This window comes from Nocardioides malaquae (genome assembly GCF_015070385.1).
GTDB lineage: Bacteria > Actinomycetota > Actinomycetes > Propionibacteriales > Nocardioidaceae > Nocardioides > Nocardioides malaquae.
The window spans coordinates 94,534-118,438 of sequence record NZ_JADCSA010000012.1 but is presented as its reverse complement, the minus strand read 5'-3'; the positions used below and the strand labels follow the sequence as shown (position 1 = coordinate 118,438).

Genomic DNA, 23,905 nt, shown 5'->3' with positions numbered 1-23,905 from the left:
TCAGCGCCCGCTGGATCTCCGCGCCCGTGGCGTCGCCGCCGGCGTGCGCGATCCGGTCGCGGTGGTGGCCACCCTCGCGGGTCAGCGACAGCTCGCCCTCGTGGTGGTCGAAGTTGGTGCCGAGCTCGATCAGCTCCCGCACCGCCTCGGGGCCCTCGTTGACCAGCGCCCGGACCGCCTCGACGTCGCAGGCTCCCGCGCCAGCGACGAGCGTGTCGCGCTCGTGCTCCTCGGGGGTGTCCTCCGGTCCGAGGGCGGCGGCGATGCCACCTTGGGCCCACTGGGTCGACCCGGCGGCCAGCACGTCCTTGGTCACGACCAGGACCTTGCCGACCGCGTGGCGCAGCCGCAGCGCGGCGGTCAGCCCGGCGATGCCGGACCCGACGACGACGACGTCGGCGTCGATGACCCACCCCGGCTCGGGGGCGGTGAGGCGGCCCGGCAGGGCGGGGCCGGGCACGAGCCCGGGCACGGGGGCGGTCATCGCTGGGCCTGGACCGGCGGACTCAGTTGGCGACGAGGTCGCCGCGGACCAGGTCGTCGGCGCCGAAGGTGTCGGCGGGGTCGGCGGAGGTGCCCATGATCTTGTTGTCCTTGTCGACGAAGACGACGTTGGGCTCGAAGACCTTGGCCTCGGCGGTCTCCATCTGGCCGTAGGCGATGAGGATGACCAGGTCGCCGGGGTGCACGAGGCGGGCGGCGGCACCGTTGATGCCGATGACGCCCGAGCCGCGCTCGCCGGCGATGGTGTAGGTCTCCAGGCGCGCGCCGTTGTCGATGTCGACGATGTGCACGAGCTCACCGGGCAGGATGTCGGAGGCGTCGAGCAGGTCCTCGTCGACGGTCACCGATCCCACGTAGTGCAGGTCGGCCTGGGTGACGGTCGCCCGGTGGATCTTGGACTTCATCATGGTGCGCAGCATCAGCTGTCTCCTTCGGTTGCGTCGTCAGGTGCGGCGGAAGCTGCGGCACGAGCGACGTGACGCGGGACTCCCAGGACGAGGGGGAGGTTGTCGATGAGGCGGGTGGAGCCGACCCGTGCGGCGATCAGGACGCGTGCCTCGGTGTCGTCGGTGAGCACCTCCGGCAGCGGGGAGAGGTCCGGCAGGCGGAACTCGAGGTAGTCGAGGTCGACCTGGTGGGCCTGGCGCAGCTCGGCCCGCGCTGCCTCCAGCGCGACGTCGAGGCCCCAGCGGGAGACCTCCTGCGCGGCGCGCAGGGTCTGGTGGAGCATCGTCGCGCGGTAACGCTGCTCGGGGTCGAGGTAGCGGTTGCGGCTGCTCAGCGCCAGGCCGTCGGGCTCGCGGACGGTCTCCGCGCCGACCACCTCGACACCGGTGCAGAGGTTGTCGGCCATCTGCCGGACGAGCACCAGCTGCTGGTAGTCCTTCTCCCCGAAGACGGCCACGTCGGGGCGCACCAGGCCGAAGAGCTTGGCGACCACGGTCAGCACACCACGGAAGTGGGTGGGACGCGAGAGGCCCTCGAGCTCGGCGGCCAGCGGACCCGGGTCGACGGTGATGCGCTCGTCGGTCTCGCCGGCCCGCACCCCACCGGGGTAGACCTCCTCCGGCGAGGGCGCGAAGACGAGGTCGACGCCCTCGGCCGCGCAGACCGCCAGGTCGGCGTCCAGCGTGCGGGGGTAGCGGTCGAGGTCCTCGCCGGGCGCGAACTGCAGCGGGTTGACGAAGATGCTCACCACGACGCGGCCCTCGGGACCGACGCGGCGGCGGGCCTCACGCACCAGGCTGGCGTGCCCCTCGTGCAGCGCGCCCATGGTGGGCACGAAGCCGACCTTGGCCCCAGCGGCGCGGGCGTCAGCGAGGAGCGCGGTCAGCTCGGCGCGGTCGTGCGCGACGGCGGGCGTACGCGGGGTGGTCACCGGATCTCCTGCGTCGTGCCGGGACGGACCCGCTGGGCGGCGGCGTCGAGGGCGCGGGTGATGCGCTGGGCGCGGATCGGCAGCTGCCGGCCGTCGGTCAGCACCCGGGCCAGGGTGGCCCGGGCCAGGGCCACGTAGGACCCGAGGGCCTGCGGGGCGTGGGCGCTGATGTCGGTCAGGTGGGCCGAGACGGTCTCCACGTCACCGCGCACGATGGGCCCGGTGAGGGCGGCGTCGCCGGAGCGCAGCGCGTTGTCGAGGGCGGCCTGCAGCAGCGGACGCAGGGTGCTGGCGGGGTCGTCACCACCGGCGGCGCGGAGCATCTCCATCGCCTCGGTGACCACCGTGACCAGGTGGTTGGCGCCGTGGGCCAGGCCTGCGTGGTAGAGCGTGCGGTGCTCCTCGGCGACCCAGGTGGCGTTGCCACCGAGGTCGGCGACGAGGGACTCGGCGGTGGCCCGCTCGGCCTCGGGGGCGGTCACGCCGAAGACGCAGCCGCGCAGACGGGGCAGGTCTCGCGAGGTGCCGGTGAAGGTCATCGCCGGGTGCAGGGCCACCGTGCGGGCACCCACCTCGGCGGCCGGGGCCAGGACGGACAGGCCGTGGCATCCGGAGGTGTGCACGACCAGCTGGCCGGGACGCAGCGCGCCGGCGGCGGCGAGCACAGAGACGACGTTGTGCAGGCTGTCGTCGGGCACGGTCAGCAGCAGCAGGTCGCAGCTGCGGGCCACGTCGCTGGGCTTCGCGACCGGTACGCCGGGCAGCAGGTCGGCGATGCGTCGGCGCGACGCGTCGGACTCACCCGCCGCGGCGACGACGTCGTGGCCGGCGGCGCGCAGGGCTGCGGACAGGACGGCGCCGACACGGCCAGCACCGACCACGCCCACCTTCACGGTGGTGCTCATCTTCCAGACCTCTCGTTTCGGTCCCTCCGACCATCCCCGTGGGGACCGGTGTGGGTACCAGACGATGTGTTCTGACAACTGCTCTACGTTGTGGTCAACGAGAGACTACGCGCCGTTCTTCCGTCGTGGGAAACGAACCGTCCTGTGACCTGCGCCACCCGACGTCGCCGCCGGCGGCTCAGGAACGCCGGTGGCGTGGGTCGTCGACCCGGAACGGACGCGGCGCCCGCGGCATCCACTCGGCCGTGACGTGGTCGACCACGTGCACCCCGGCGGGGGCGTCGACCTGCACCACCCCGGTGGGCACCCGGCCCGCCCGCAGCGCGTGGAAGACCTCCCACTCGCGCCGCTTGCGGTGGTTGCGCTGGCTGGTCGCGAACGACTCCGGGTCGCTCCAGTGGGCGAACTCGTCACCGTCGAGCCACTTCAGCTCGACGCAGAGCCCCTGGGGGAGCTCGAGCTCGCGGTAGGTCTCCGGCGTCGTGCGGATCTCCCACTCCGGCGCCTTCGTGTACACGTAGTCGGGGCCGACGGGGAACCCCCACTCCTCCGCGTTGCGCAACCCGAGGTCCAGGTAGGCCCGCTGCGACGACTCCACGTAGAGGCTGTGGCGAGGGAGCCGCACCACCGCCTGCGCCGACCCGACCTGCCAGGAGAGCGCGCCCATCGACAGCTCGCCCTCGCGGGTGAGCACCATGTCGCCGTCCCACTTCCAGGAGTAGCGGGTGGTGACCTGCGCGAAGCACCAGTTGTAGAAGTAGGCCAGCGAGTGCACCGAGCGCTCAGGAGTGGCGCGGTGCTCCGCGCCGGCGCGGGCGACGTCGAACGGATAGTGCTCCACCCGCAGCCGGTCGGCCCGCCCCAGCTCGTCGGCGACCCTGCGGGCCTCGTCGGGGGTGCCGTCGGTGGAGTTGTTGTCGACCACGAGCACCTCGTCGACCGCGCGCAGCAGCGGCGGGAGGACGTACGCCAGGCTGCGCGCCTCGTCCTTCACGCGCAGCACGGCGGTGGCCCCGCGCCGCAGCGGCTCGTCGCGTCGCCAGGGCCACGTGACGTCGAAGTCGGTGTGGCCCTCGAGGTTGGTGAGGCCCTCGCCGTCGCCCAGGGGGGTGGCCGCCACGGCGCTCAGTCCCGCTCGCGCCCGAGCGCGCGACGCAGGCCGCGGCGTACGCGCGGAGGGATCGCGGCGCGCACCTCGTGCGGCACCCGGTCGGCCAGCGAACGGTGCGGAGCCGGCGCGGAGTCAGCGGGGGCAGCGGGGGCGGACGTCGCCGCGGGCTGCTGCTCGGCCCGGCGCAGCTTGCGCGCCTCGTCGCCGCGGGCCGCGACGGCGGTGGAGCGCGCGATCGCCTCCGACTCCTCGTAGAGGTCGGTGTAGCCTTCGCGCAGCTGGTCGAGCACGGCGTGCGCCGCGGGGGTGTCGTGGGCCGGGTCGGTCAGCAGGTTGAGCTGCTCCCAGGTCTCCTCGGTGAGCTCGTGCAGCCGCTTGGGCAGGCCGAGGTCGGCCAGCGTGACGGTGACCCGACGCAGGGTCGGGTCGACGAAGCGGTGGACCGCGCGGATGTCCTCGGAGTCGGCGTGCAGCACGGCGTCGAGACGCAGGTGCTCGGCCATGTCGGTGGTCGTGCGCACCCAGTCGGTGAGCAGGTCGGAGTAACGCACGAACGTACGCCCAGCGCCCGGGGTCGCACCCTCGACCGCGCGGGTCGCGCGCTCGGTGTGGAGCAGCATGTTGACCCAGCCGGCCGCCAGGTGTGCGGCGCCCAGCTTGTTGGCGTAGTACTTCTGCTTGGAGCCGACCACCTCGGCGGGGGGCCGCAGCATCGTCGCGAAGACCGGCTCGGCGCCCACCCGCAGCGCGCCCACCCGCCACAGGCCCAGGAACCAGCTCAGGCGCGGGTCCTTCACCACCAGCTCGGGAGCGACGGCGAAGTGGCTCTCGAGCCAGTCGGCGACCTTGATCCGCGCGGGCTCACGGGCCTCCACGCGTCCGGTCTCCAGCCAGGCCGACGGGCGCGCGTCGCTGACCTGCACGTTGACCTCGGCCAACCACCGGTCGTGCTGCTCGACGCACCAGCGCGGCTCGCCGAAGCCCTTGGGGTTCGACTCGTCAGCGGTGACCTCGGGCTGCGGCACGTGCAGGCCGAGGCGGCTGACGATCCCGGCCAGCGTGCTGGTGCCGCTGCGGCCCGCGCCGGCGACGAAGAGGACCTTGCGCGACGGCCCGTCCGGGGTCCCTGCCGCGCCGTCGGGGTGGGGAGAGGGAGCCTGCGTCACAGTCGGCGAGCCTACTGCATCGCCACCCTAGACTCGCGGCCATGAAGTGGCCCCGGATCCGTCGCCCGGACGACCGCACGGAGTCTCGGCGGGACCCTGCTGCGCGCCGAAGCCCGACCGTCGGCGTGGTGGTGCCCGCGTGGGGCGTCGAGCAGTGGCTGCCCGCCACCCTCGACAGCCTCCTGGCGCAGACCCACACGGCGTGGCAGGCGGTCGTGGTCGACGACGGCTCGCCCGACCGCAGCGGCGAGATCGCCGAGGCGTACGCGGCGCGCGACGACCGCATCCGGGTGCTGCACACCGACAACGGCGGCCTGGGCGCCGCCCGCAACCGGGGCACGGCGCTGGTGGAGGGCGACTACCTCTCCTTCGTCGACTCCGACGACGTGCTGCCGCCCGACGCGCTCGCCCACCAGGTCGGCCTGCTGGAGGCGTCGGGCTCCGACTTCGTCGCCTCCTGCCTGCTGCGCGTCGAGGCCGCGCCCCCCGCCGGCGCCGGCGCGGTCGTGCCGCGGTGGATGGCCCGGCTTCACGCAGACGAGCGGACCGGCATCCGGGTCGAGGAGCACCCCGAGATCCTGGGAGACGTCTTCGCCCACAACAAGATGTTCCGCCGCTCCTTCTGGGAGACCGAGCAGCTCGCCTGGCCCGAGGGCGTGCGCTACGAGGACCAGCCGACCACCACCCGGGCCTTCCTCGCCGGCCGCTTCGACGTCACCGGCCACGTCGTCTACCACTGGCAGGTGCGCGAGGACGGCTCGTCGATCACCCAGCAGCGCGGCTCCCTGACCGACCTGCACGACCGGTGGGCCACCAAGCGGATGTCCCTGACCTCCGTGCTGGAGCACGGCGACGCGGCCGTCACCCGGGTCTTCGCGACCCGCGTGCTCCCCGGCGACCTGTGGGTCTACCTGCACGCCGTGCCGGAGTGCGACGACGCGTGGTGGGAGAGCCTGCGCGCCGGCATCGACGAGTTCTGGGGCCCTGAGGGACGCACCGGGCACGACCTGACCGGGTCGATCCTCTCCCCCGCGATGCGGCTGGCGGCCTGGCTGGTCACCGAGGACCGGCGCGACGACGCCGCGGCCTTCGTGACCTACGTGAAGGGCCTGGCGGGGCGGCCGGTGCCGCGGACGCCCGACGGCCGCGCGCTCGACGTGCCCGCCGACGTACTGGCTCCGGGATCAGTGCCCCACGCGCGCCTGCTGCTGGCCCCCTGAACGCAGCAGGCCCCCGGAGCCGTGCTCCGGGGGCCGTGCGGTCGTGCGGGGGTGGAGATCAGGCGCGCTTGCGGGCGACCTGGGTGGCCTCGACCTTCCAGGCGTCGAGCTCGGAACGGAGACCGTCGAGCTCGGCTTCGAGCTCGGCGACGCGGACGATCGCCTCGGCGGCGCGGGTCTCGCTCTCCTCCACCGACTCGGTGAGGCGGGTGACCTGCGACTCGGCCAGGTCGGCGCGGCGGGCCTCGGAGCTCATCTTGAGCGTGGAGGTCGCGGCGCGCTCGAGGGCGCGGCCCAGCTCCACCTCGAGGTGGCCGATGACCTCTTCGCGCTCGGCGATGCGGGCGCGCATGTCCTGGGCGAAGGCGACGTTCTCGGCGGCCCGTCGCGCGGTGATGTCGCGGTAGGCCTGGGCCTGGCGGGCCCGGTCGGCGGCGGCGTCACGACGCGTCTGCACCAGCTCGGACCAGGTGATCCGCGTGGAGGCGGCTCCCAGGACGAGCGCGGCGACGGCGGAGAGGAGGACCAGCGCGAACTGGCCAGTGGCGACGGCCCCGACAACGAGGACGGCCGCGAGGACGAGGAGGCCGACGGCGACGGTCACACGCGTGGAGCGCTGACGTCGGCGGGCGGCGGGGTGGGTCGACGGGGAAGTCATGACCCTCAGGTTAGGGATGAGGGTCGCGCTTGGGTACTCGACACGCCCACTCCAGCCACTTGCCTCCCACCAGAACCGTGAGTGACGCCACGGCGGCGGCCAGGGCGACCCCCACCCGGGGGACGACGAGGTCGGGGTGCGCGTCGAGCCAGGAGAGTCCGTAGCCGACGTAGCCGCCGGCCAGCAGGGCCCCGACGACGGTCGCGGCGCGCGCCAGCACCAGACGGTTGACCATGCGCTCGGGGTCGAGGGTGACCGCGGTGCTGCGCACCTGACGCCGGGTGTGCACCGCCACCCCACCCAGGGCCGCGGCGAGGAAGGCCAGTGCCCCCACCTGGAGCCACGAGACGGGAGCCGCGGTGTCCACGGCGTCGGCCACCACCCGCAGGAGGCGCCCCAGCACCGCGCCGACCACCGCCACCGCCACCAGCGGCCCGGCGGGGAGAGGCTCGAGGTGACGCGACGACAGCTCCGCGCCGGGCCCGTCGGCCTCGTCGGACCCGTCGTCGGGGTCGTGGACCGGGTGGTCGTCCCTCACCGGGAGGTCACGGCAGCTCGAGGGCGATGTCCTCGCGCTTCACCACTCCGCTGGCGTCGACCTGGGCGAGGAGCTCGGCGACAGGGCCGTGGTCGAGGAGCACCGCGTCGGCCTCCAGCTCGTGCCACGGCACCAGGACGAAGGCCCGCTCGGCTGCGCGCGGGTGCGGCAGGACCAGCATGTCGTCGTTGGCGCGACGGTCACCGATCTGGATCAGGTCGATGTCGAGGGTGCGCGGGGCGTTGCGCACGTCGTCGCGCTCACGGTCGAAGGCGACCTCCACGGTCAGCGCCCGCTCCATGAGCCGGTGGGCCGGGAGCGTCGTGTCCAGCAGGACGACGGCGTTGAGGTAGGGGTCGGAGCCCTCGGGCGCGTCGACCGGCTCGGTCTCGTAGACGGAGGAGACGCTGGTCAACCAGACGTCCGGGGTGTCGGCGAGGGCGTCGACCGCACCCTGCAGGGCACCCAGGCGGTCGCCCAGGTTGGACCCCAGCGAGACGACCACGCGGCGGATCGGGTGCATCTCCCCGGTGAGGGCGTCGGCGTCGATGATGTGCGGGTTGGGCGTCTCGGTCACTGTTCGGTCCTCTTCGTCCTCGTGATGCTCAGGGTCACATCTGCGAACGTGGCCTGGATCGGCGCACTCGGTTTGTGCACGGTCACTCGGGCCCATTCAACACGGTCGCCGGTCAGGGCGACGTCGGCGATCCGCGCGGCCAGGGTTTCGATCAGGTCGACGGGGTCCGACTCGACCGCAGCTTTGACGCGGTCGACGAGGACACCGTAGTGCTCGGTGTCGGCGAGGTCGTCACTGGCGGCTGCCTGGCGGGTGTCGATGCCCAGGGTCAGGTCGACCACGAAGACCTGACCCTCGCGTCGCTCGAAGTCGAAGACCCCGTGGTGCCCGAAGCACTCGATCCCGGTGACGGTGAGCTCGTCGGTGGTGGGCTGCGTCATCGTGCTCCTCCCTCGGCGGGTGCGCCGAGGCGGCGCCAGACGTCCAGGGCGTCCACCGTGGCCTCCACGTCGTGGACGCGCAACCCCCACACCCCGCGGGCGGCGAGCAGGAGCGACAGCGCGACCCCGGCGTGCTCGCGGCGGTCGACCGGACGGGGGGTGCCGTCGGGAGCGGCCAGCAGGCTGCCCAGGAAGCTCTTGCGCGAGGCGCCCACCAGCACCGGGAATCCCAGGGCCTCGACGGCGCCCAGACCCTGCAGCAGCTCCCAGTTCTGCTCGGCGGTCTTCGCGAAGCCCAGCCCCGGGTCGAGCACCAGCTGCTCCTCGCGTACGCCCGCAGCCAGCGCCACCTCGACGCGGGCGGCGAGCTCGGCGCGGACGCCCTCGACCACGCCGGAGGGGTAGTGGGTGAAGGTGCCGCGCTGCATCTCGGTGGAGTGGGCGCGCCAGTGCATCAGCACGAGGACGGCGCCGGTCTGGGCGACCACGTCGAACATCTCGGGGTCCGCCAGCCCGCCGCTGACGTCGTTGACGACGTGGGCGCCGGCGGCGACGGAGGCGGCGGCGACCTCGGCCCGCATGGTGTCCACGGAGACGACCGCCCCCTGGGCGGCGAGCTCGGTGATGACCGGCACCACCCGGTCGAGCTCCTCGGCCGGCACCGGTCGGGTCGCACCCGGACGGGTCGACTCCCCGCCCACGTCCAGCAGGTCGGCGCCGGCCGCCACGAGGTCCGCGCCGTGGGCGAGGGCCAGCTCGGTGCTGGCGAAGCGCCCACCGTCGCTGAAGGAGTCGGGGGTGACGTTGACGATGCCCATCACCACCGGGCCGGGTCGGCCGGGGGTGGGCAGCGGCAGCGCCGGGGTCACCGCGTCCCGGACCGGATCAGGGCCATCGCCTCCGTGCGGGTGACGGCGTCACGCATCTGGCCGCGGACGGCGGAGGTGATGGTGCGGGCGCCGGCCTTGCGGACGCCGCGCATCGTCATGCACAGGTGCTCGGCCTCGATGACCACGATGACGCCGCGGGCGTCCAGGATGCCGGTCATCGCGTCGGCGACCTGGGTGGTGAGCCGCTCCTGCACCTGGGGGCGCTTGGCGTAGACGTCGACGAGCCGGGCCAGCTTGGAGAGACCGGTGATCTTGCCGCTCTCGGCCGGGATGTAGCCGACGTGCGCCACCCCGGTGAAGGGCACCAGGTGGTGCTCGCACATCGACCACAGCTCGATGTCACGGACCAGCACCATCTCGTCGTGCCCGAGGTCGAAGGTGGTGGTCAGCACCTCCTCGGGGCGCTGGCGCAGGCCGACGGTGAGCTCGGCGTACGCCCGGGCGACGCGTGCTGGCGTGTCGCGCAGGCCCTCGCGGTCGACGTCCTCCCCCATCGCGGCGAGCAGCTCGCGCACCGCGGCCTCGGCACGCGCGTGGTCGAAGTCGGGCACCTCGTCGGGATCGCGTTCGACGAGGACGACGGGGTCGGTCATCAGGACTGCTCCGTGGGGTGGCTGGGCGGTCCGGGCTGGGTGTCCGGGCCGGGGTCGACCCCGGGGTCGCCGTGCACGTCGCCGCCGGGGCCGGGCGGCGTGATGACGACACCACCCTCCTGCTCACCGGCGTCGACGTTGACGCCCAGGGCGGAGAGCGCCGCGGCGTCGCGCTCACGCACGTGCTGCGGCACCTCCACCGGGGGCAGGGTCGAGGGCACGCGGCGCTCGGAGCCCGTCCACGCGGGACGCACGGGCCGGCGACGCAGGGGCTCGAAGATCTCGGCGACCTCGGCCTTGTCGAGCGTCTCGCGGTCCATCAGGGCCAGCACGAGGGCGTCGAGGACGTCGCGGTTCTCGTCGAGGATCTCGAAGGCCTCGTGGTGGGCGGTGTCGAGCAGGGCCCGGACCTCGGCGTCGACCTGGGCGGCCACCGACTCGGAGTAGTCGCGGCTGTGGCCCATGTCGCGGCCCAGGAAGGGCTCGGAGTTGTTGGAGCCGAGCTTGACGGCTCCCAGCGTCTCGGACATGCCGTACTGGGTGACCATCGCGCGGGCCACGCTGGTGGCCTTCTCGATGTCGTTGCCGGCGCCGGTGGTGGGGTCGTGGAAGACGAGCTCCTCCGCGGCGCGGCCACCAAGCATGTAAGCCAGCTTGTCGAGCATCTCGCTGCGGGTCTGGGAGTACTTGTCCTCGTCGGGCAGCACCATCGTGTAGCCCAGCGCGCGTCCGCGCGGCAGGATCGTCACCTTGTGCACCGGGTCGGTGCCGGGCAGCGCCGCGGCGACGAGGGCGTGGCCGCCCTCGTGGTAGGCGGTGACGAGCTTCTCGTGCTCGCTCATCAGACGCGTACGCCGCTGCGGACCGGCGATCACGCGGTCGATCGCCTCGTCGAGCGAGGCGTTGGTGATCAGCTTCGCGTCGCTGCGGGCGGTGAGCAGCGCCGCCTCGTTGAGCACGTTGGCCAGGTCGGCGCCGGTGAAGCCGGGCGTGCGACGGGCGACGGAGCGCAGGTCGATGTCGTCGGCGATCGGCTTGCCGCGCGAGTGCACCTGGAGGATCTTGTGGCGTCCGTCGAGGTTGGGGGCGTCGACCTGGATCTGGCGGTCGAAGCGGCCCGGACGCAGCAGCGCGGGGTCGAGCACGTCGGGTCGGTTGGTGGCGGCGATGAGGATGACGCCGCCGCGCACGTCGAAGCCGTCCATCTCGACGAGCAGCTGGTTGAGGGTCTGCTCACGCTCGTCGTGGCCGCCGCCCATGCCGGCGCCGCGGTGGCGGCCGACGGCGTCGATCTCGTCGATGAAGACGATCGCGGGCGCGTTCTCCTTGGCCTGCTCGAAGAGGTCGCGCACGCGGGAGGCACCCACGCCGACGAACATCTCGACGAAGTCGGAGCCGGAGATCGAGTAGAAGGGCACGCCTGCCTCGCCGGCGACGGCGCGCGCGAGCAGGGTCTTGCCGGTGCCGGGCGGGCCGTAGAGCAGCACGCCCTTGGGGATCTTGGCGCCCACGGCCTGGAACTTCGCGGGCTCGGCGAGGAACTCCTTGATCTCGCTGAGCTCCTCGAGCGCCTCCTCGGCGCCGGCCACGTCGGCGAACGTGGTCTTCGGCATGTCCTTGGTGATCAGCTTCGCCTTCGACTTGGCGAACTGCATGACCCCGCGACCGCCACCGCCCTGGGCCTGGTTCATCAGGAACAGGAAGATCAGCACGATCAGCACGAAGGGCAGCAGGGTGATCAGCAGCGAGCCCAGCACGCTCGGCTTCGGCACCTCGGTGGTGTATTCCGAGATCTCGCCGGCCTCGACCTGGCGCTGCACGGCGCGCTCGATGTCGTCCTGGGTGTTCGACAGCCAGAAGGCCATCACCTGGTCGTTGCCGTCGCGTACGCCCTCGTCGAGCGTCGCGCGGATCTCCTGGTCGCCGTCGACGAAGGTGATCTCGTCGACCTGCCCCTCGGCGATGTAGGCGTTCATCTGCGAGGTGGTGATCTCGTCGTGCCCGTCGCCGGGCGCGAAGATCTGGATGGCCAGCAGCACACCGAGGGCCGCCAGCACGACCCACAGCCAGGGGCCCTTGACAATGCGCTTCACAGGCTTCTTTCCACTCTCACGTCGACCGACCAGGAGACGTCGGTGACGCTACACGTCGACGCCCACGACGGTCGGGCGCCGGCAGCAGTCACCACCGCGGAGGTCATTCTCGCAGGCAGAGCGAAATGACCGGTCGCCACGTCACTGGTCGTCGACCGATCCGTGCAGGTCACCAGCCTTCAGGCATGAGGGACGGAGGATCGAGGCTAGGAACATCCGTCGTCCGGGTCCTGGAGCATCTCGGTGCCGCACAAGGTGATCTGCCACCGAGAGGTGCTGGCGGAATGGCTCTGTCCGTCACCGGTCGTGTAGAGGATCGACACCCGCTCCACCTTCGCTCCGCGATCGTCCGTCCTGCCAGCCACCAGCAGGTCGGCAAAACGGCCAGCGCGTTCGTCGACGTCACAGGGAAGCGCCTCCACCCGCGTGCCCTGTGCGGGCTCCACCCACTCGTCCATGTCGTCCATGCCGTGAATGGTGGGCGGCTTGCCGGGGCCGGCGCCGAACCGACGGTGCGTGCCGTCCTCGCGACTCCCGCGAGGGCTGGCGTACAACCACTCCTCCTGCGCCAGGATGCCGCCTGACCACACGACCTCGACGCGTTCGATGGTGACTGGCTCAGTCGAGCACAGGGGGAGTCCGACGGTCCCCCACCATGTGGGTGTGTCCTGGGCATTGATGGCCGAGCCGCCGGCCCCCATGTAGAACTCGAGGGGTCCGGATTCCGCGCGGTTTTCCGGAGGGGACGAGCACGACATCGCCAGGACCAGGAGGGGGGCGAACAACGCGCTCTTCCCGACGCGACGTGCGCTCATGCCGTCGAAACCACGGATTGCGCCCTTGCGTGCCTGCTCCGCCTCAGGAGTAGACGTGCGGCGCCAGCGTGCCGATGTCGCGCAGGTTGCGGTACTTCTCGTTGAAGTCCAGGCCGTAGCCGACGACGAACTCGTTGGGGATGTCCCAGCCGACGTACTTCGGCTCCACCGGCATCGACAGCGCCTCCGGCTTGCGCAGCAGGGTGGCGATCTCCACCGAGGCCGGGTTGCGGGTGCCCAGGGAGTTGACCAGCCACGACAGGGTCAGGCCGGTGTCGATGATCTCGTCGACCACGAGCACGTGGCGACCCGAGATGTCGGTGTCGAGGTCCTTGAGGATGCGCACCACGCCCGACGACTTCGTGCCGGAGCCGTAGGAGGAGATCGCCATCCAGTCCATCTCGACGTGGCGGGGCAGGGCGCGGGCCAGGTCGGCCATCACCATGACGGCGCCGCGCAGCACGCCCACGACCAGCAGGTCGCGGCCCTCGTAGTCCTCGGCGATCCGGACGGCCATCTCGGCGAGCCGTTCCTGGATCTGCGCCTCGGTGAAGAGGATGTTGACCAGATCGTCTTCGACGTGGGAGGACTCCATGCGCCCTGACGATACAGGCAGCGCCGGGCCTCAGTCGGCCGGCATCGAGCCCTCGAACACCACCGCTCCGTCACGCCTCAGGGCCCTCAGGTGACCCGGCAGGTCGATCCACTTCTGGCCCCGCCACGCGGTGACGAGCTCGTCGGTGGCGAGCACGTGGGAGTGGAAGAGCTCGGCGTCGAGGGCGCCCGCCCGCACGGCAGCCGCGCGCAGCACGCGACGGCGTACGGCCGTGGGCAGGGTCGCGAGGGCGGCGACCTGCAGCGCGTCGGCGCGGGTCAACCACTCCTCGGTGAGCTCGTCGAGCGCCTCCATGTCGGTGCGCAGGGAGTCGGCGGTGCGCGCCAGCGTCTCCGCGACCCCGGGTCCGAGGTGGTCCTCGAGCACCGGCATCACGTCCAGGCGCACCCGCGAGCGCAGGAAGCGGGGGTCAGCGTTGTGCGGGTCGCTCCAGAAGGCGATGCCCTCGGCCACGCACGCCGCCTCCGTCTCCTCCCGCCGGACGTCGAGCAGCGGGCGACGGTAGCGGTCGAAGCCGCGTCGCATCCCCGCGATCGAGCGGCCGCCGCTGCCGCGGGTCAACCCGAGCAGCACCGTCTCGGCCTGGTCGTCGAGGGTGTGCCCCAGCAGGATCGCGCCCGCCCCGACCCGGTCGGCGACCTGGTCGAGCACGGCGTAGCGCGCCTGCCGGGCGGCGGCCTCGGGGCCCTGCCCGGCGCCCTCGACGGTGACGGAGACCGCGAACGTCTCGTCGGCGCCCAGCGCCTGCATCTGCGCGACCGTGTGGCGGGCCTGGTCAGTCGATCCTTCCTGCAACCCGTGGTCGACGGTCACACCGACCACCCGGTCGCCGCTCGCACGAGCCTCGAAGACGGTCGCCGCCAGCAGGGCGAGCGAGTCCGCGCCGCCGCTGCAGGCCACGAGCACCACCCGGTCGTCGGCAGGCGGCAGGTCGGCGAGGCACTGGCGTACGCCCCGGCGCACCGCCGCGACCGCGGGGTGCAGCCTCATGGCGCGCTCACCCGTGGACCCTGCTCATCCGTGCACCCGGGCGACCCACGTCGCCGGGTCGTGGATCTCGGCCCGCGACGGCAGCGCCTCAGGCCCGCTCCACACGGCGTTGAAGCCCTCCATGCCAACGGTGTCGACGACCTCACGGACGAAGACGGCCCCGTCGCGGTACTGCGCCATCTTGGCGTCGAGGCCCAGCAGCCGGCGCACCATCCGGTCGACGGTGCCCAGGCCGGCGCGACGCGTCGTGAACTTGCGACGGATCTGTCGCACCGACGGGATCACCGACGGTCCGACGCCGTCCATCACCACGTCGGCGTGCCCCTCGAGCAGCGACATCACACCGGTGACCCGGTCGAGCAGCTCGCGCTGCTCCGGGCTGCTCAGCAGCTCGACCAGCGAGTTGTCCTTCGCCTCGCCACGGGCCACCTGCGCGACCCGCTTGACGAGGTCGCCCAGCACGATCTGGGGGTCCACCGAACCGCTGGCCTCACCGACCAACCCACGCAGGTGCTCACGCATCCACGGCACGGCGGTGAACTGCACCCGATGGGTCTCCTCGTGCAGGCAGACCCAGAGCCGGAAGTCGGTGGGGTCGACCTCGAGCTCGCGCTCCAGGTGCACCAGGTTGGGCGCGACCAGCAGCAGCCGGCCGGCCTCGCCGTGGAAGGGGTCGAACTGGCCCAGCACCTTGGAGGAGAGGAAGGAGAGCAGTCCGCCCACCTCCGCGCCGGTGACCCGCGACCCGACCGCGTGGGTCACGCTGCCCGGCCGGGGCGCCCCCCGCTTCTGGGTCAGCTTCTCGACCAGGGGATCCATCAGGGAGGCGAACGACTCGGTGTTGGCGCGGATCCAACCGGGCCGGTCGACCACCAGCACCGGGGCCTCGGGGCCACCGCCCGCCTCCAGGCCGGTGAAGTCGCGCACCAGGTCGGTCGAGCGACGGGCGCCCTCGCGCAGTTCGCGCACGGTCGCCTCGGCCTCGTGGGCCGCCACCTGGGGGGGAGCCGGCGCCGTGCGCGCCCCCACGGTCGCGGCGAACTCCCAGTCGACCATCTGCGCGGACCCGCCGGCGTTCTCCGTCATGCTCGCGACCCTAGCCGTCGGACCCAGTGGCCGATCCGCACGCGCAGGTCGCCAGGGCGGCCGCGGCCCGGTCGAGCGCGGCGCGAGCGTCGAGGCTCTTGTCGGCCGCGACCCGGTCGGCGGCGAGCACGACCACCATCGGCACCCCGTCGGCGCCGGTGACCAGGCCGGCCAGGGCGTGCACCCCGGTCAGGGTGCCGGTCTTGGCGCGCACCCGCCCCAGGCCGCCGTCGGACGCGTCCTCGGAGAAGCGGGCGGCCAGCGAGCCGGTGAAGCCGGCGACGGGCAGCCCCTCGATGACGGCCCGCAGCTCGGGGTGGTCATCCGACGCCGCGACCCGCAGCACGTCGACGAGCGTGCGGGCGGCGAACCCGTTGTCGCGCGACAGTCCGGAGCCGTCGTGGAGCTCGAGGCCGGTCTCGTCGACCCCCAGGTCGGCGAGCACGGTCCGCACGGCGTCCAGGCCGGCGCGCGTGCTGCCCTCCCCCACCACCGCGAGACCGACGTGGCGCAGGACCACCTCGGTGGTCTCGTTGTCGGAGACGTCGACCAGCCACTGCACGACCTGGTCCAGCGGCGGTGAGCTCACCGCGGCGAGCTGCTCAGAGCCTTCGGGAGCGCGACCGGCCCGGACCCGCGAGACCCGTACGCCCTCGTCGCGCAGGGCGTCGGCGAAGGTGGTGGCGGCGGCGCGGGGCGCGTCGCCCACCCGCCCCCAGCCGCTGGGGTCGCGGCCGCCGTCCACCCACAGCGCGCTGGTCGGCGTGACCACCTGGTCGGGCACGTAGGACGGCTCCCACCGTGGGTTGACCGCGGGCCCCGCAAAGAGCGAGTCGTCATAGCGCACCTGCACCCGGCGTACGCCCCGCTCGCGCAGGGCGGCAGCGGTCTCGGCGGCGAGGGTGGCCACGTCGGCGCGGACGGGCCAGACGTCGCCCTCGGGGTCGGCCGGCTCGGCGGCGAGCAGGGGGTCGCCGCCGCCGACCAGCACCACCTGGTCGGAGGCGTCGCCGGTCACCACGGTGGTCTCGAAGGTGGCGTCGGGGCCGAGGGCGGCCAGGGCGGCGGTGGCGGTCAGCAGCTTGGTGGTGGAGGCCGGCACGAGCGGGTCGCGGCCCCGCTGCAGGGCGATGCCGGGGCCGTCGAGCGAGGCCACGGCGGCCACGACGTGCGGGCCGAGGTCGGCGTCACGCAGAGGGCGCGCCAGGGCCTTGCGGACCGCAGCGAGGTCGACCCCGTCGGGAGCGGCGGGCTCGGCCACCGGCGGCGGGTCGGCGACCTCCGGCAGGTCGAGGCCGGCGGGCAGGGCGACCGCGGCAGGGTCGACCGCCGGGTCGCCGCCACGCCAGCCAAGGTGGGTCGGCCCCCACCGCCGGTCGTCGGCGACCACGGCCAGGGCGAGCAGCGCGAGGACCAGCAGCACCGGCAGCGTCAGGGCCACGGCGCCGGGGCCGGTGCGCGGTCGACGCGACCCCGTAGTGTGACCTGTCTCACGTCTCGCCACTGGTGGGTTCCTCCCGAATGTGTGTCGGGGGCCATTGTGCGCGACACTGAGCGGCGGCAGCGCGTCGGTGACCCCGCCCGGACACCCGGTCGGACCCACGTGCGCAGCCGGGGGACACCGCACCACGCGCATCCCCGACAAGTCTTGCAGGCAACACGATGACGAGGTGAATGCGGTGCTGGAGTTCGACGTGCTGGTCGAGATCCCCAAGGGTGAGCGCAACAAGTACGAGGTCGACCACGAGTCCGGGCGCCTGCGCCTGGACCGCATGCTCTTCACCTCGACGGCCTACCCGACCGACTACGGCTACATCGAGAACACCCTCGGCCAGGACGGCGACCCGCTCGACGCCATGGTCATCCTGCAGTCGCCCACCTTCCCGGGCTGCCTGATCAAGTGCCGCGCGATCGGCATGTTCCGCATGACCGACGAGGCCGGCGGCGACGACAAGGTCCTCTGCGTGCCGTCCTCCGACCCGCGCCTGGAGCACCTGCGCGACATCAACCACGTGTCGAAGTTCGACCGCCTGGAGATCCAGCACTTCTTCGAGGTCTACAAGGACCTCGAGCCCGGCAAGTCGGTCGAGGGTGCTGACTGGGTCGGCCGCGCCGAGGCCGAGGCCGAGGTCCGCGCCTCCTTCGACCGCTTCAAGCCCGGCGGCCACTGAGTCACCCGGCTCCACGAGCCTTCTCGCAACTGGCGAGAAGATGACGTCTTCCTCGCAAGGAACGTCATCTTCTCGCCAGTTGTCGTTGGGGTACAGGGATCAGCGGTCGCGGTCGGGCTGGACCCGCAGCGTGCCGAGTGTCTGGGCGAGCATCTGGTAGTGCCCGACCAGCAGGAGCACCTCGATGCAGGTGCGCTCGTCGAGATCCTGACGCAGCCGGGCCCAGGTGGCGTCGGAGAGGTCGCGCTCGTGGTGCAGCTCGTCGGTCACCTCGAGCAGCAGGCGCTCGCGGGGCGTCCAGCCCTCGGCCTCCGGACCGGCCACGACCCGCTCCAGCTCGGCGGGGCCGATCCCGGCCCGCCTCCCCAGACGGGCGTGGTGGCTGAACTCGTAGTCCGAACCTGCGAGCGTCGCGACCCGGAGGATCACCAGCTCGGTCTCGCGACGCGGCAGCCGCCCTCCGGGCATCAACCGACCAGCGAAGTGGAGCCATCCCCAGAAAAGGCCACGGTTGCGGCCCAGGGTGAGGAAGATGGCGGGCGGCTCGGTGCCGGTCACTCGCCCGGCGATCTTGGCGAACCCGGCCACCACCGGCCCGACCTCGCGCCAGCTGCCGGGGGTGATCCGGGGCGTACCGGGACTCATCGTGACCACTCCTCGCTCCGCCGGGCCCGACCGACGTCGGGCAGCGCCCGGTTGGCGCCGGCACTCAGGCCCCGCATCGCCAGCACGTAGAGCCACGGCAGGTGCCGCTGGATCCAGTGGATGACCCGGATGTCGGGCGAGGTGTAGACCCAGTAGCGGTTGCGCCGCACGCCGGCGAGGATCGCCTCGGCCGCCTGCTCCGGCGTCACCGCGCGGGACCGGAAACGGGCGTGCAGCTTCTCGAAGCGCGGGCTGGCCTTGTCGATGCCGGCGATGGTGACGGTCTCGGTCAGCGGGGTCGCGACGCCGCCGGGGCAGACGAGGCTGACCCCGATCCCGTGGCGGGCGAGGTCGAAGCGGAGCACCTCCGAGACGCCGCGCACCCCGAACTTGCTGGCGCTGTACGCCGCGTGCCACGGCATCCCGATGATCCCCGCGGCCGACGACACGTTGACGAGGTGGCCACCGCGCCCCGCCTCGACCATCGGCGGGACGAAGGCCTCGATGACGTGGATCGGCCCCATCAGGTTGACGTCGACGAGGCGCTGCCAGTGGTGGTGCTCGAGGCTCTGCACGGTGCCCCAGGTGGAGATGCCGGCGATGTTCATCACCACGTCCATCGGCCCGGACGTCGCGGTGACCTCGTCGGCGACCCGACGCACGGCCGCGAGGTCGGAGACGTCGGCGGCCCCGGCATACGCCACCGTGCCGCCGCGCTGCCGGACGGCGGCGGCGACCTCCTCGAGCCGGGGTGCGTCGCGGTCGGTCAGGTGGAGCACCGCGCCCCGGAAGGCAGCCAGCTCGGCGGTGGCGCGGCCGATCCCGCTGGCGGCACCGGTGATGAAGACGTTCAGTCCGGACAGGTCGCGAAGGCGTCGTGGTCGGGCCATCAGGACAGTGTGGCAGGGGCCACTCACCACCGGCTGCCAAGCGTCTCGCGACGTGGTTCAGTCGAACTCGACGGCCATGAGGACGGTGCGCGTCTCGGGCTCGAAGAGCACCAGCAGGCTGGCCACGGACTCGTCGTTCCACGCCCACCGGTCCGTCCGCCCGACCAAGCGGAACGGACGACCGTCGGCCGTCGTCACCCCCGGCGGGCCGGCGTGGTCGTGCGGCTCGACGTAACGGTAGGCAGCAGGCGGGGCGACGACCGTCCAGTTGCCCCAGTAGAGCTCGCCCCCGAGGGTGAACACCTGCGCGCCCTTCCCGCCGGTGCGACGCAGACGCAGTTGGCCCTTCGCTCGGTCCAACGCGTCACGCACGTAGTGGTCCTCGACCGGGGAGCCCGTCAGCTCACCGCGTTCGCGCAGCGTCTCGTGCAGGAAGTAGGTGCGCCGCCCGAGGAACCGCAGCCGGCCGTCCGGCTCCAGCCGCAGCGCCATCCACGAGTTGCAGGCGTGGTCGTCGTGGGACTCCTCCGTCTCGTCACCGACACTGCCCTGCACGTCATGCACCGGCTCGACCGGATCCACGATTGGCAGGCTTCCTGACCACGTGGGGTCCACGGCCGACAGGTCGACGCGCAGCACGGGCATCAGCACGTCGCCGAGCCACGGCTGGTCGGCGACGAAGACCGTGGCCGGGTCGGGCAGGAGCTGCAGTCGCGGGTCGTCACCCCTCAGCTCCTCGCCCTCCTCGGGCTCCCACTCGTCGTCACTGCCCGAACCCCCGTTCGGCCTCAGCAGCTCGTCGTCGGCGCGTGCCACTCCGACGGCCTTCAGGATCTCTCCGAGTCGCTCCCGTCCGCCCATGGTGACCACCGTAGGGAGAGTCATCCCTCAGACGGTGGGCGTCTCAGCCGATGAGTTCCTCTGCCCGCAGGACCTCCTTCGGCACCCCGAAGGCGTCGACCAGGTCGACCGCGATCGGGCGGACCTTGCGGCACAACGCATTGACCTCGGCGGTGATCGCCTTGGACCGCTGCACGGTCAACCGGCCGTGCTCCATGAACCAGGCGCGGTCGGCCTCGATCGTGGAGAGCGCGTGGAGGTCGCAGAGCAGGTTGAGGGCGACCTTGTCGTCACCCTCGGGCATCGTGGCGAGCTTGTCGACGAAGGCCTCGAGCACGAGGCGCTCGACGTGGGCGCGCGCGGTGGCCATCACGTGGTCCTGGACCCGGCTCAGCACCTCGCCGGGGTGCTCGCCGTTGCGCACCCGGCCCTGGATGCGGCGCGCCACCCCGCCGATCATGTGCTCCTCACGGAAGCGCAGCATGGCGAGCTGGTAGTTGGGGTCGAGCAGCCCCGCCTCCTGGTCCCACTCGTCGCTGCTGCCACCGGGGAGCACGTCCTTGATGCGCTCGAGCAGCTTGTGCACGTTGGTCTTCTCCAGCACCGTCTCCACCGCGAGACCGGCGACGAAGCGGACCATGCCGAACTGGTCCATCTCCTCGAACTCGCTGGAGTAGTCGGTCAGCAGGCCCTTGGCGACCAGCTGCAGGAGGACGTGGTTGTCACCCTCGAAGGTGGTGAAGACGTCGGTGTCTGCCTTGAGCGCGGCAAACCGGTTGCGGCTCATGTAGCCGGCGCCGCCGCACGCCTCGCGGCACTCCTGGATGGTGCGGGTCGCGTGCCAGGTGCCGAGGGCCTTCGTGCCGGCGGCCCGCGACTCCAGCAGCTGGCGCGCGAGCCCACCGGCGTCGGGGTGATCGGGGTCGGCGGAGAAGACCCGGTGCAGGTCGTCGACGAGCACCTCCTGGGCGAAGTGCAGGGCATAGGTGCGCGCCAGCAGCGGCAGCAGGCGGCGCTGGTGCATGCCGTAGTCGAGCAGCAGCTGCTCCTCGCCCTCGCGCGGCGAGTCGAACTGGCGCCGTCGGTCGGCATAACGGATCGCGATCGTCAGGGCGACCTTGGCGGCGTTGATGCCGGCGCCACCCACGCTGACCCGCCCCTGCACGAGCGTGCCGAGCATGGTGAAGAAGCGCCGGCCGCGCGACTCGATGGGGCTGGAGTAGACGCCGTCGGCGCTGACGGAGGCGAACCGGTCGAGCAGGTTCTCCCGGGGCACCCGCACGTCGTCGAACCAGATCTGGCCGTTGTCGACACCGTGCAGGCCCAGCTTGTCGCCGCTGTCCTCGATGCGTACGCCCGGGGCGAGCTCGCCGTCCACGCGCAGCGGCACCACGACGGCGTGCACGCCGTGCCGCTCGCCGGCCACCTCGAGCTGGGCGAAGACCACGGCCAGCTCACCGTGTCGCGCCGCGTTGCCGATGTAGTCCTTGCGCGCCGCGTCGTTGGGCGTGGTCACGACGAACTCGTCGGTCTCGGGGTCGAAGCGGGCGACCGTCTCGACCGCGGCGACGTCGGAGCCGTGGCCGCGCTCCGTCATCGCGAAGGAGCCGAGGAGGCGGCCGGCGACGATGTCGGCCATCCAGCGCTCGTGGTGCTTCTCGGTGCCGAGCTGGAGGATCGCGCCGCCGAAGAGCCCGAACTGCACCCCCACCTTGGTGAGGACGGAGAGGTCGCCGAAGGCCAGCGTCTCAAAGGCCGCGACGGAGGCGCCCACGTCGCCGCCACCGCCGTACGCCTCGGGCAGGCCGAGGCCCGTCTGGCCGGTGGACGCGAGGTCGACGACGACGTCCCGCACCTGGTCGCGGAAGTCGTCGCGGCTCATGGCTTCGGCGTCGACGAGCACGTCGGCGTGGCTGACGAGGTTGCCGCGCACCAGGTCGCGCACGTCGGCGTAACGGCCGTCGAGGAAGGCCTGGAGCGACGCCACGTCGACCTGCGGGGAGTAGGTCTCGGCCTCGGCGCCCGAGCCGGTGCCAGAGTCAGCACCCGAGTCAGCGCCCGAGGCCGCTCCGAGCGGGGTCTCGGTGGTCTCGTCCGGGGTCGCGGTGGTGCTCTCGTCAGCCATGTCGAGAGGTTACCGACACACCGGGAAGCAGAAACGTCGCCCGAGCCACACCGGCGCCGCGGGGTGGGATCCGCGTTGGCTCAGCGTCGGGCCAGGGGGCTCAGGGTCGGGTGAAGAAGTTGGGCGAGCGCCAGTAGTACATGGACTCCTTGACGACCGGCCGTCCGGTGCGCGGCGCGTGCACGATCATGCCGTCGCCGACGTAGAGCGCCACGTGGAAGATCGTGTCGGGGTTGCTCGAGGAGCTCCAGAAGACGAGGTCGCCGGCCCGCAGGGCCGAGGCCTTGACCGGGGTGGTCGCCCGGTACTGGCCGACGGACCAGTGAGGCAGCGACTTCCCGCCCTGCGCCCAGGCCTGCATGGTGAGGCCGGAGCAGTCCCAGGCGTTCGGGCCGGCGGCGCCCCACACGTACGGCTCGCCCAGCTGGCGCTCGGCGAAGGCCACGGCGGCGGAGGCTCCGCGAGCGGGAGCGGGCGGCGCAGGAGCCGGGGGCGCCGGAGCGGGGGCCGGCGGAGCCGGTGCGGGGGCCGGCGGAGTGCTGGGCGACGGGCTCGGTCGGGGCTCGGGCCGGGGGCTGGGGGTCAGCTCGGGCCTCGGCTCGGGCGTCTCCTCCGGGGCGGGGGCCGGGGCGGGTCCCGGCTGCGGCTCAGCGGGGGGATCAGCAGGGGGCTCGGCGTCGCGCTCCTGCTCCTGCTGACGGGCGCGGGCCGCCTCCTCGGCGGCCTGCTGCTCGAGCGCACGCTGGCGTCGTTCGGCCAGGGCGACGCTGATGCCCTCGAGCTCGGCGAGCTCGGCGAGCAGCTCCGACTTCCGCGCGGCGATCTCCTCGGCGCGGGTGGCAGCGGAGGCGGCGGCCCGGGAGGCGGCGTCGCGCAGCTCGCGCGCCTCCGCCTCGAGCTCTTGGGCCGCGGCACGGCTCTCGGCCGCCCGGCCCGACGAGATCTCGGCGACCAGGGACGAGGCACGGAACTGCTGGTAGCGACCCTCCATGGCGTCCACGGCGTGGTCCATGCTGACCCGCTGCTCCACGAAGGACTCGATGCCGTCGGCGTCGAGCACGGCCGCGACACCCGCGATCTCCGGCGACGCCTGGTAGGAGCGCACCAGCGCGTCGCCGTACTCGCGCTGCTGGCGGCGTACGTCGTGACCCGCACTGCGCGCGGCCCGGCGCGCTGCCGCGGCCTCGCGGCGCGCTTCCTCGAGCTGCCACAGGGCGCCGTTGTAGGCCTCGGAGGCCTGCGCGGCGGCCACGGCCGACTCCTCGAGCTCGACGTTGGCCAGGGCGAGCTCCGCCTGGACGCCGGCGACGTCGCGTGCCTTGTCGTCTGCGGCGTCACGCGCGGCCCGGACCTCCTCGCGGGAGGGGGTCGGCTCGTCGGCGAAGGAGACGTTGGTGGCCAGGAGCACCGAGGTGAGGGCCCCGACGACGCCGGCGGCGACGAGTGGGGCACGGCGGCGCTGGCGCACGGGGACGACTCCTGGGGGTGGGTGTGTCGAGGCTGGTGTGACCTCGGGCGGCTTCCCCACCGTCCGAGGCCCACGCGGAACGGTAGTGCGCTTTCGTCACACTGGAAACACTTTTCCCACAAAATCTTCAAGTCATCGGCGTGTCGGCTTGCAAACTACATCCGTGTAGTTCCTGACCCATCCCCCAAAAGCCGTGCGCGGGCTGTTGATGTCACTGGATGACACCAACGGGCCGCGCACGGTCGG

General features: G+C 72.7%; 25 protein-coding genes. 2 read left to right on the top strand and 23 right to left on the bottom strand.

Annotated elements, in window-relative coordinates:
* The 6 genes from IEQ44_RS12705 to IEQ44_RS12680 all read right to left on the bottom strand — a co-directional run.
* Window positions 1-484: FAD-dependent oxidoreductase (locus tag IEQ44_RS12705; RefSeq protein ID WP_193638827.1), on the bottom strand; the 484-nt coding region annotated here is incomplete at its 3' end.
* 22 nt (window positions 485-506) lie between these two features.
* On the bottom strand, window positions 507-923 hold the full coding sequence (panD, locus tag IEQ44_RS12700) for an aspartate 1-decarboxylase (RefSeq protein ID WP_193638826.1): 417 nt from the start codon (window positions 921-923) through the stop codon (window positions 507-509).
* Window positions 923-1,882: a pantoate--beta-alanine ligase gene (gene panC / locus IEQ44_RS12695; RefSeq protein WP_193638825.1), complete on the bottom strand. Its 960-nt coding sequence runs from the start codon at window positions 1,880-1,882 to the stop codon at window positions 923-925. The genes panD and panC overlap by 1 nt, the downstream gene beginning before the upstream one ends.
* The gene (locus IEQ44_RS12690; protein WP_193638824.1) at window positions 1,879-2,787 is read right to left on the bottom strand and encodes a Rossmann-like and DUF2520 domain-containing protein; all 909 of its coding nucleotides are present in this window, start codon (window positions 2,785-2,787) and stop codon (window positions 1,879-1,881) included. The genes panC and IEQ44_RS12690 overlap by 4 nt, the downstream gene beginning before the upstream one ends.
* A gap of 178 nt (window positions 2,788-2,965) precedes the next feature.
* Window positions 2,966-3,907, bottom strand: a complete 942-nt coding sequence (locus IEQ44_RS12685) for a glycosyltransferase family protein (RefSeq protein ID WP_319804661.1) — start codon at window positions 3,905-3,907, stop codon at window positions 2,966-2,968.
* 5 nt (window positions 3,908-3,912) lie between these two features.
* Complete coding sequence (locus IEQ44_RS12680; protein WP_193638823.1) at window positions 3,913-5,064, bottom strand: sulfotransferase family protein; 1,152 nt, start codon at window positions 5,062-5,064, stop codon at window positions 3,913-3,915.
* Between the two features lie 41 nt (window positions 5,065-5,105).
* Between IEQ44_RS12680 and IEQ44_RS12675 the strand changes: the two genes are divergently transcribed.
* A complete protein-coding gene (locus IEQ44_RS12675) occupies window positions 5,106-6,284 on the top strand; it encodes a glycosyltransferase family 2 protein (protein WP_193638822.1) in 1,179 nt (392 codons plus the stop codon).
* A 58-nt stretch (window positions 6,285-6,342) separates the two neighbouring features.
* Here the strand turns inward: IEQ44_RS12675 and IEQ44_RS12670 are convergent, their stop codons facing one another.
* The 12 genes from IEQ44_RS12670 to dacB all read right to left on the bottom strand — a co-directional run bounded on the left by IEQ44_RS12670 (window position 6,343) and on the right by dacB (window position 17,024).
* Complete coding sequence (locus IEQ44_RS12670) at window positions 6,343-6,942, bottom strand: hypothetical protein (RefSeq protein WP_193638821.1); 600 nt, start codon at window positions 6,940-6,942, stop codon at window positions 6,343-6,345.
* Window positions 6,943-6,952: 10 nt separating this feature from the next.
* On the bottom strand, window positions 6,953-7,480 hold the full coding sequence (locus IEQ44_RS12665) for a DUF3180 domain-containing protein (protein ID WP_193638820.1): 528 nt from the start codon (window positions 7,478-7,480) through the stop codon (window positions 6,953-6,955).
* 7 nt (window positions 7,481-7,487) lie between these two features.
* Entirely contained in the window at window positions 7,488-8,057 is a 570-nt protein-coding gene (folK, locus tag IEQ44_RS12660) for a 2-amino-4-hydroxy-6-hydroxymethyldihydropteridine diphosphokinase (RefSeq protein WP_193638819.1), read from the bottom strand.
* Window positions 8,054-8,437 carry a dihydroneopterin aldolase gene (folB, locus tag IEQ44_RS12655; RefSeq protein WP_193638818.1) on the bottom strand — a complete coding sequence of 128 codons (384 nt, stop codon included), beginning with the start codon at window positions 8,435-8,437 and terminating at the stop codon, window positions 8,054-8,056. Before folB ends, folK begins: the two co-directional genes overlap by 4 nt.
* Entirely contained in the window at window positions 8,434-9,306 is an 873-nt protein-coding gene (gene folP, locus IEQ44_RS12650; RefSeq protein WP_438861851.1) for a dihydropteroate synthase, read from the bottom strand. Before folP ends, folB begins: the two co-directional genes overlap by 4 nt.
* Window positions 9,303-9,920: a GTP cyclohydrolase I FolE gene (gene folE / locus IEQ44_RS12645; protein ID WP_193638817.1), complete on the bottom strand. Its 618-nt coding sequence runs from the start codon at window positions 9,918-9,920 to the stop codon at window positions 9,303-9,305. The genes folP and folE overlap by 4 nt, the downstream gene beginning before the upstream one ends.
* Window positions 9,920-12,013 (bottom strand): ATP-dependent zinc metalloprotease FtsH, encoded by a 2,094-nt coding sequence (ftsH, locus tag IEQ44_RS12640; protein WP_193638816.1) that lies wholly within the window; start codon window positions 12,011-12,013, stop codon window positions 9,920-9,922. Before ftsH ends, folE begins: the two co-directional genes overlap by 1 nt.
* Before the next feature lie 206 nt (window positions 12,014-12,219).
* On the bottom strand, window positions 12,220-12,828 hold the full coding sequence (locus tag IEQ44_RS12635; protein ID WP_193638815.1) for a hypothetical protein: 609 nt from the start codon (window positions 12,826-12,828) through the stop codon (window positions 12,220-12,222).
* Window positions 12,829-12,871: 43 nt separating this feature from the next.
* Window positions 12,872-13,423: a hypoxanthine phosphoribosyltransferase gene (hpt, locus tag IEQ44_RS12630; protein WP_193638814.1), complete on the bottom strand. Its 552-nt coding sequence runs from the start codon at window positions 13,421-13,423 to the stop codon at window positions 12,872-12,874.
* A 30-nt stretch (window positions 13,424-13,453) separates the two neighbouring features.
* Complete coding sequence (gene tilS, locus IEQ44_RS12625) at window positions 13,454-14,434, bottom strand: tRNA lysidine(34) synthetase TilS (RefSeq protein ID WP_193638813.1); 981 nt, start codon at window positions 14,432-14,434, stop codon at window positions 13,454-13,456.
* A 24-nt stretch (window positions 14,435-14,458) separates the two neighbouring features.
* Window positions 14,459-15,520, bottom strand: a complete 1,062-nt coding sequence (locus tag IEQ44_RS12620) for a zinc-dependent metalloprotease (RefSeq protein ID WP_227487395.1) — start codon at window positions 15,518-15,520, stop codon at window positions 14,459-14,461.
* A 10-nt stretch (window positions 15,521-15,530) separates the two neighbouring features.
* Complete coding sequence (dacB, locus tag IEQ44_RS12615; protein WP_193638812.1) at window positions 15,531-17,024, bottom strand: D-alanyl-D-alanine carboxypeptidase/D-alanyl-D-alanine endopeptidase; 1,494 nt, start codon at window positions 17,022-17,024, stop codon at window positions 15,531-15,533.
* A 175-nt stretch (window positions 17,025-17,199) separates the two neighbouring features.
* Here dacB and IEQ44_RS12610 point away from each other — a divergent pair, with 175 nt between their 5' ends.
* The gene (locus IEQ44_RS12610; protein WP_438861852.1) at window positions 17,200-17,691 is read left to right on the top strand and encodes an inorganic diphosphatase; all 492 of its coding nucleotides are present in this window, start codon (window positions 17,200-17,202) and stop codon (window positions 17,689-17,691) included.
* Window positions 17,692-17,790: 99 nt separating this feature from the next.
* Here the strand turns inward: IEQ44_RS12610 and IEQ44_RS12605 are convergent, their stop codons facing one another.
* The 5 genes from IEQ44_RS12605 to IEQ44_RS12585 all read right to left on the bottom strand — a co-directional run bounded on the left by IEQ44_RS12605 (window position 17,791) and on the right by IEQ44_RS12585 (window position 23,659).
* Window positions 17,791-18,336 carry a carboxymuconolactone decarboxylase family protein gene (locus IEQ44_RS12605; RefSeq protein ID WP_193638811.1) on the bottom strand — a complete coding sequence of 182 codons (546 nt, stop codon included), beginning with the start codon at window positions 18,334-18,336 and terminating at the stop codon, window positions 17,791-17,793.
* Complete coding sequence (locus IEQ44_RS12600) at window positions 18,333-19,226, bottom strand: SDR family oxidoreductase (RefSeq protein WP_193638810.1); 894 nt, start codon at window positions 19,224-19,226, stop codon at window positions 18,333-18,335. The genes IEQ44_RS12605 and IEQ44_RS12600 overlap by 4 nt, the downstream gene beginning before the upstream one ends.
* A 57-nt stretch (window positions 19,227-19,283) precedes the next feature.
* Window positions 19,284-20,111 carry a hypothetical protein gene (locus tag IEQ44_RS12595; RefSeq protein WP_193638809.1) on the bottom strand — a complete coding sequence of 276 codons (828 nt, stop codon included), beginning with the start codon at window positions 20,109-20,111 and terminating at the stop codon, window positions 19,284-19,286.
* A 19-nt stretch (window positions 20,112-20,130) separates the two neighbouring features.
* Window positions 20,131-22,191 (bottom strand): acyl-CoA dehydrogenase family protein, encoded by a 2,061-nt coding sequence (locus IEQ44_RS12590; RefSeq protein WP_193638808.1) that lies wholly within the window; start codon window positions 22,189-22,191, stop codon window positions 20,131-20,133.
* Window positions 22,192-22,291: 100 nt separating this feature from the next.
* Window positions 22,292-23,659: a C40 family peptidase gene (locus IEQ44_RS12585; protein WP_193638807.1), complete on the bottom strand. Its 1,368-nt coding sequence runs from the start codon at window positions 23,657-23,659 to the stop codon at window positions 22,292-22,294.
* Window positions 23,660-23,905: the final 246 nt, after the last annotated feature.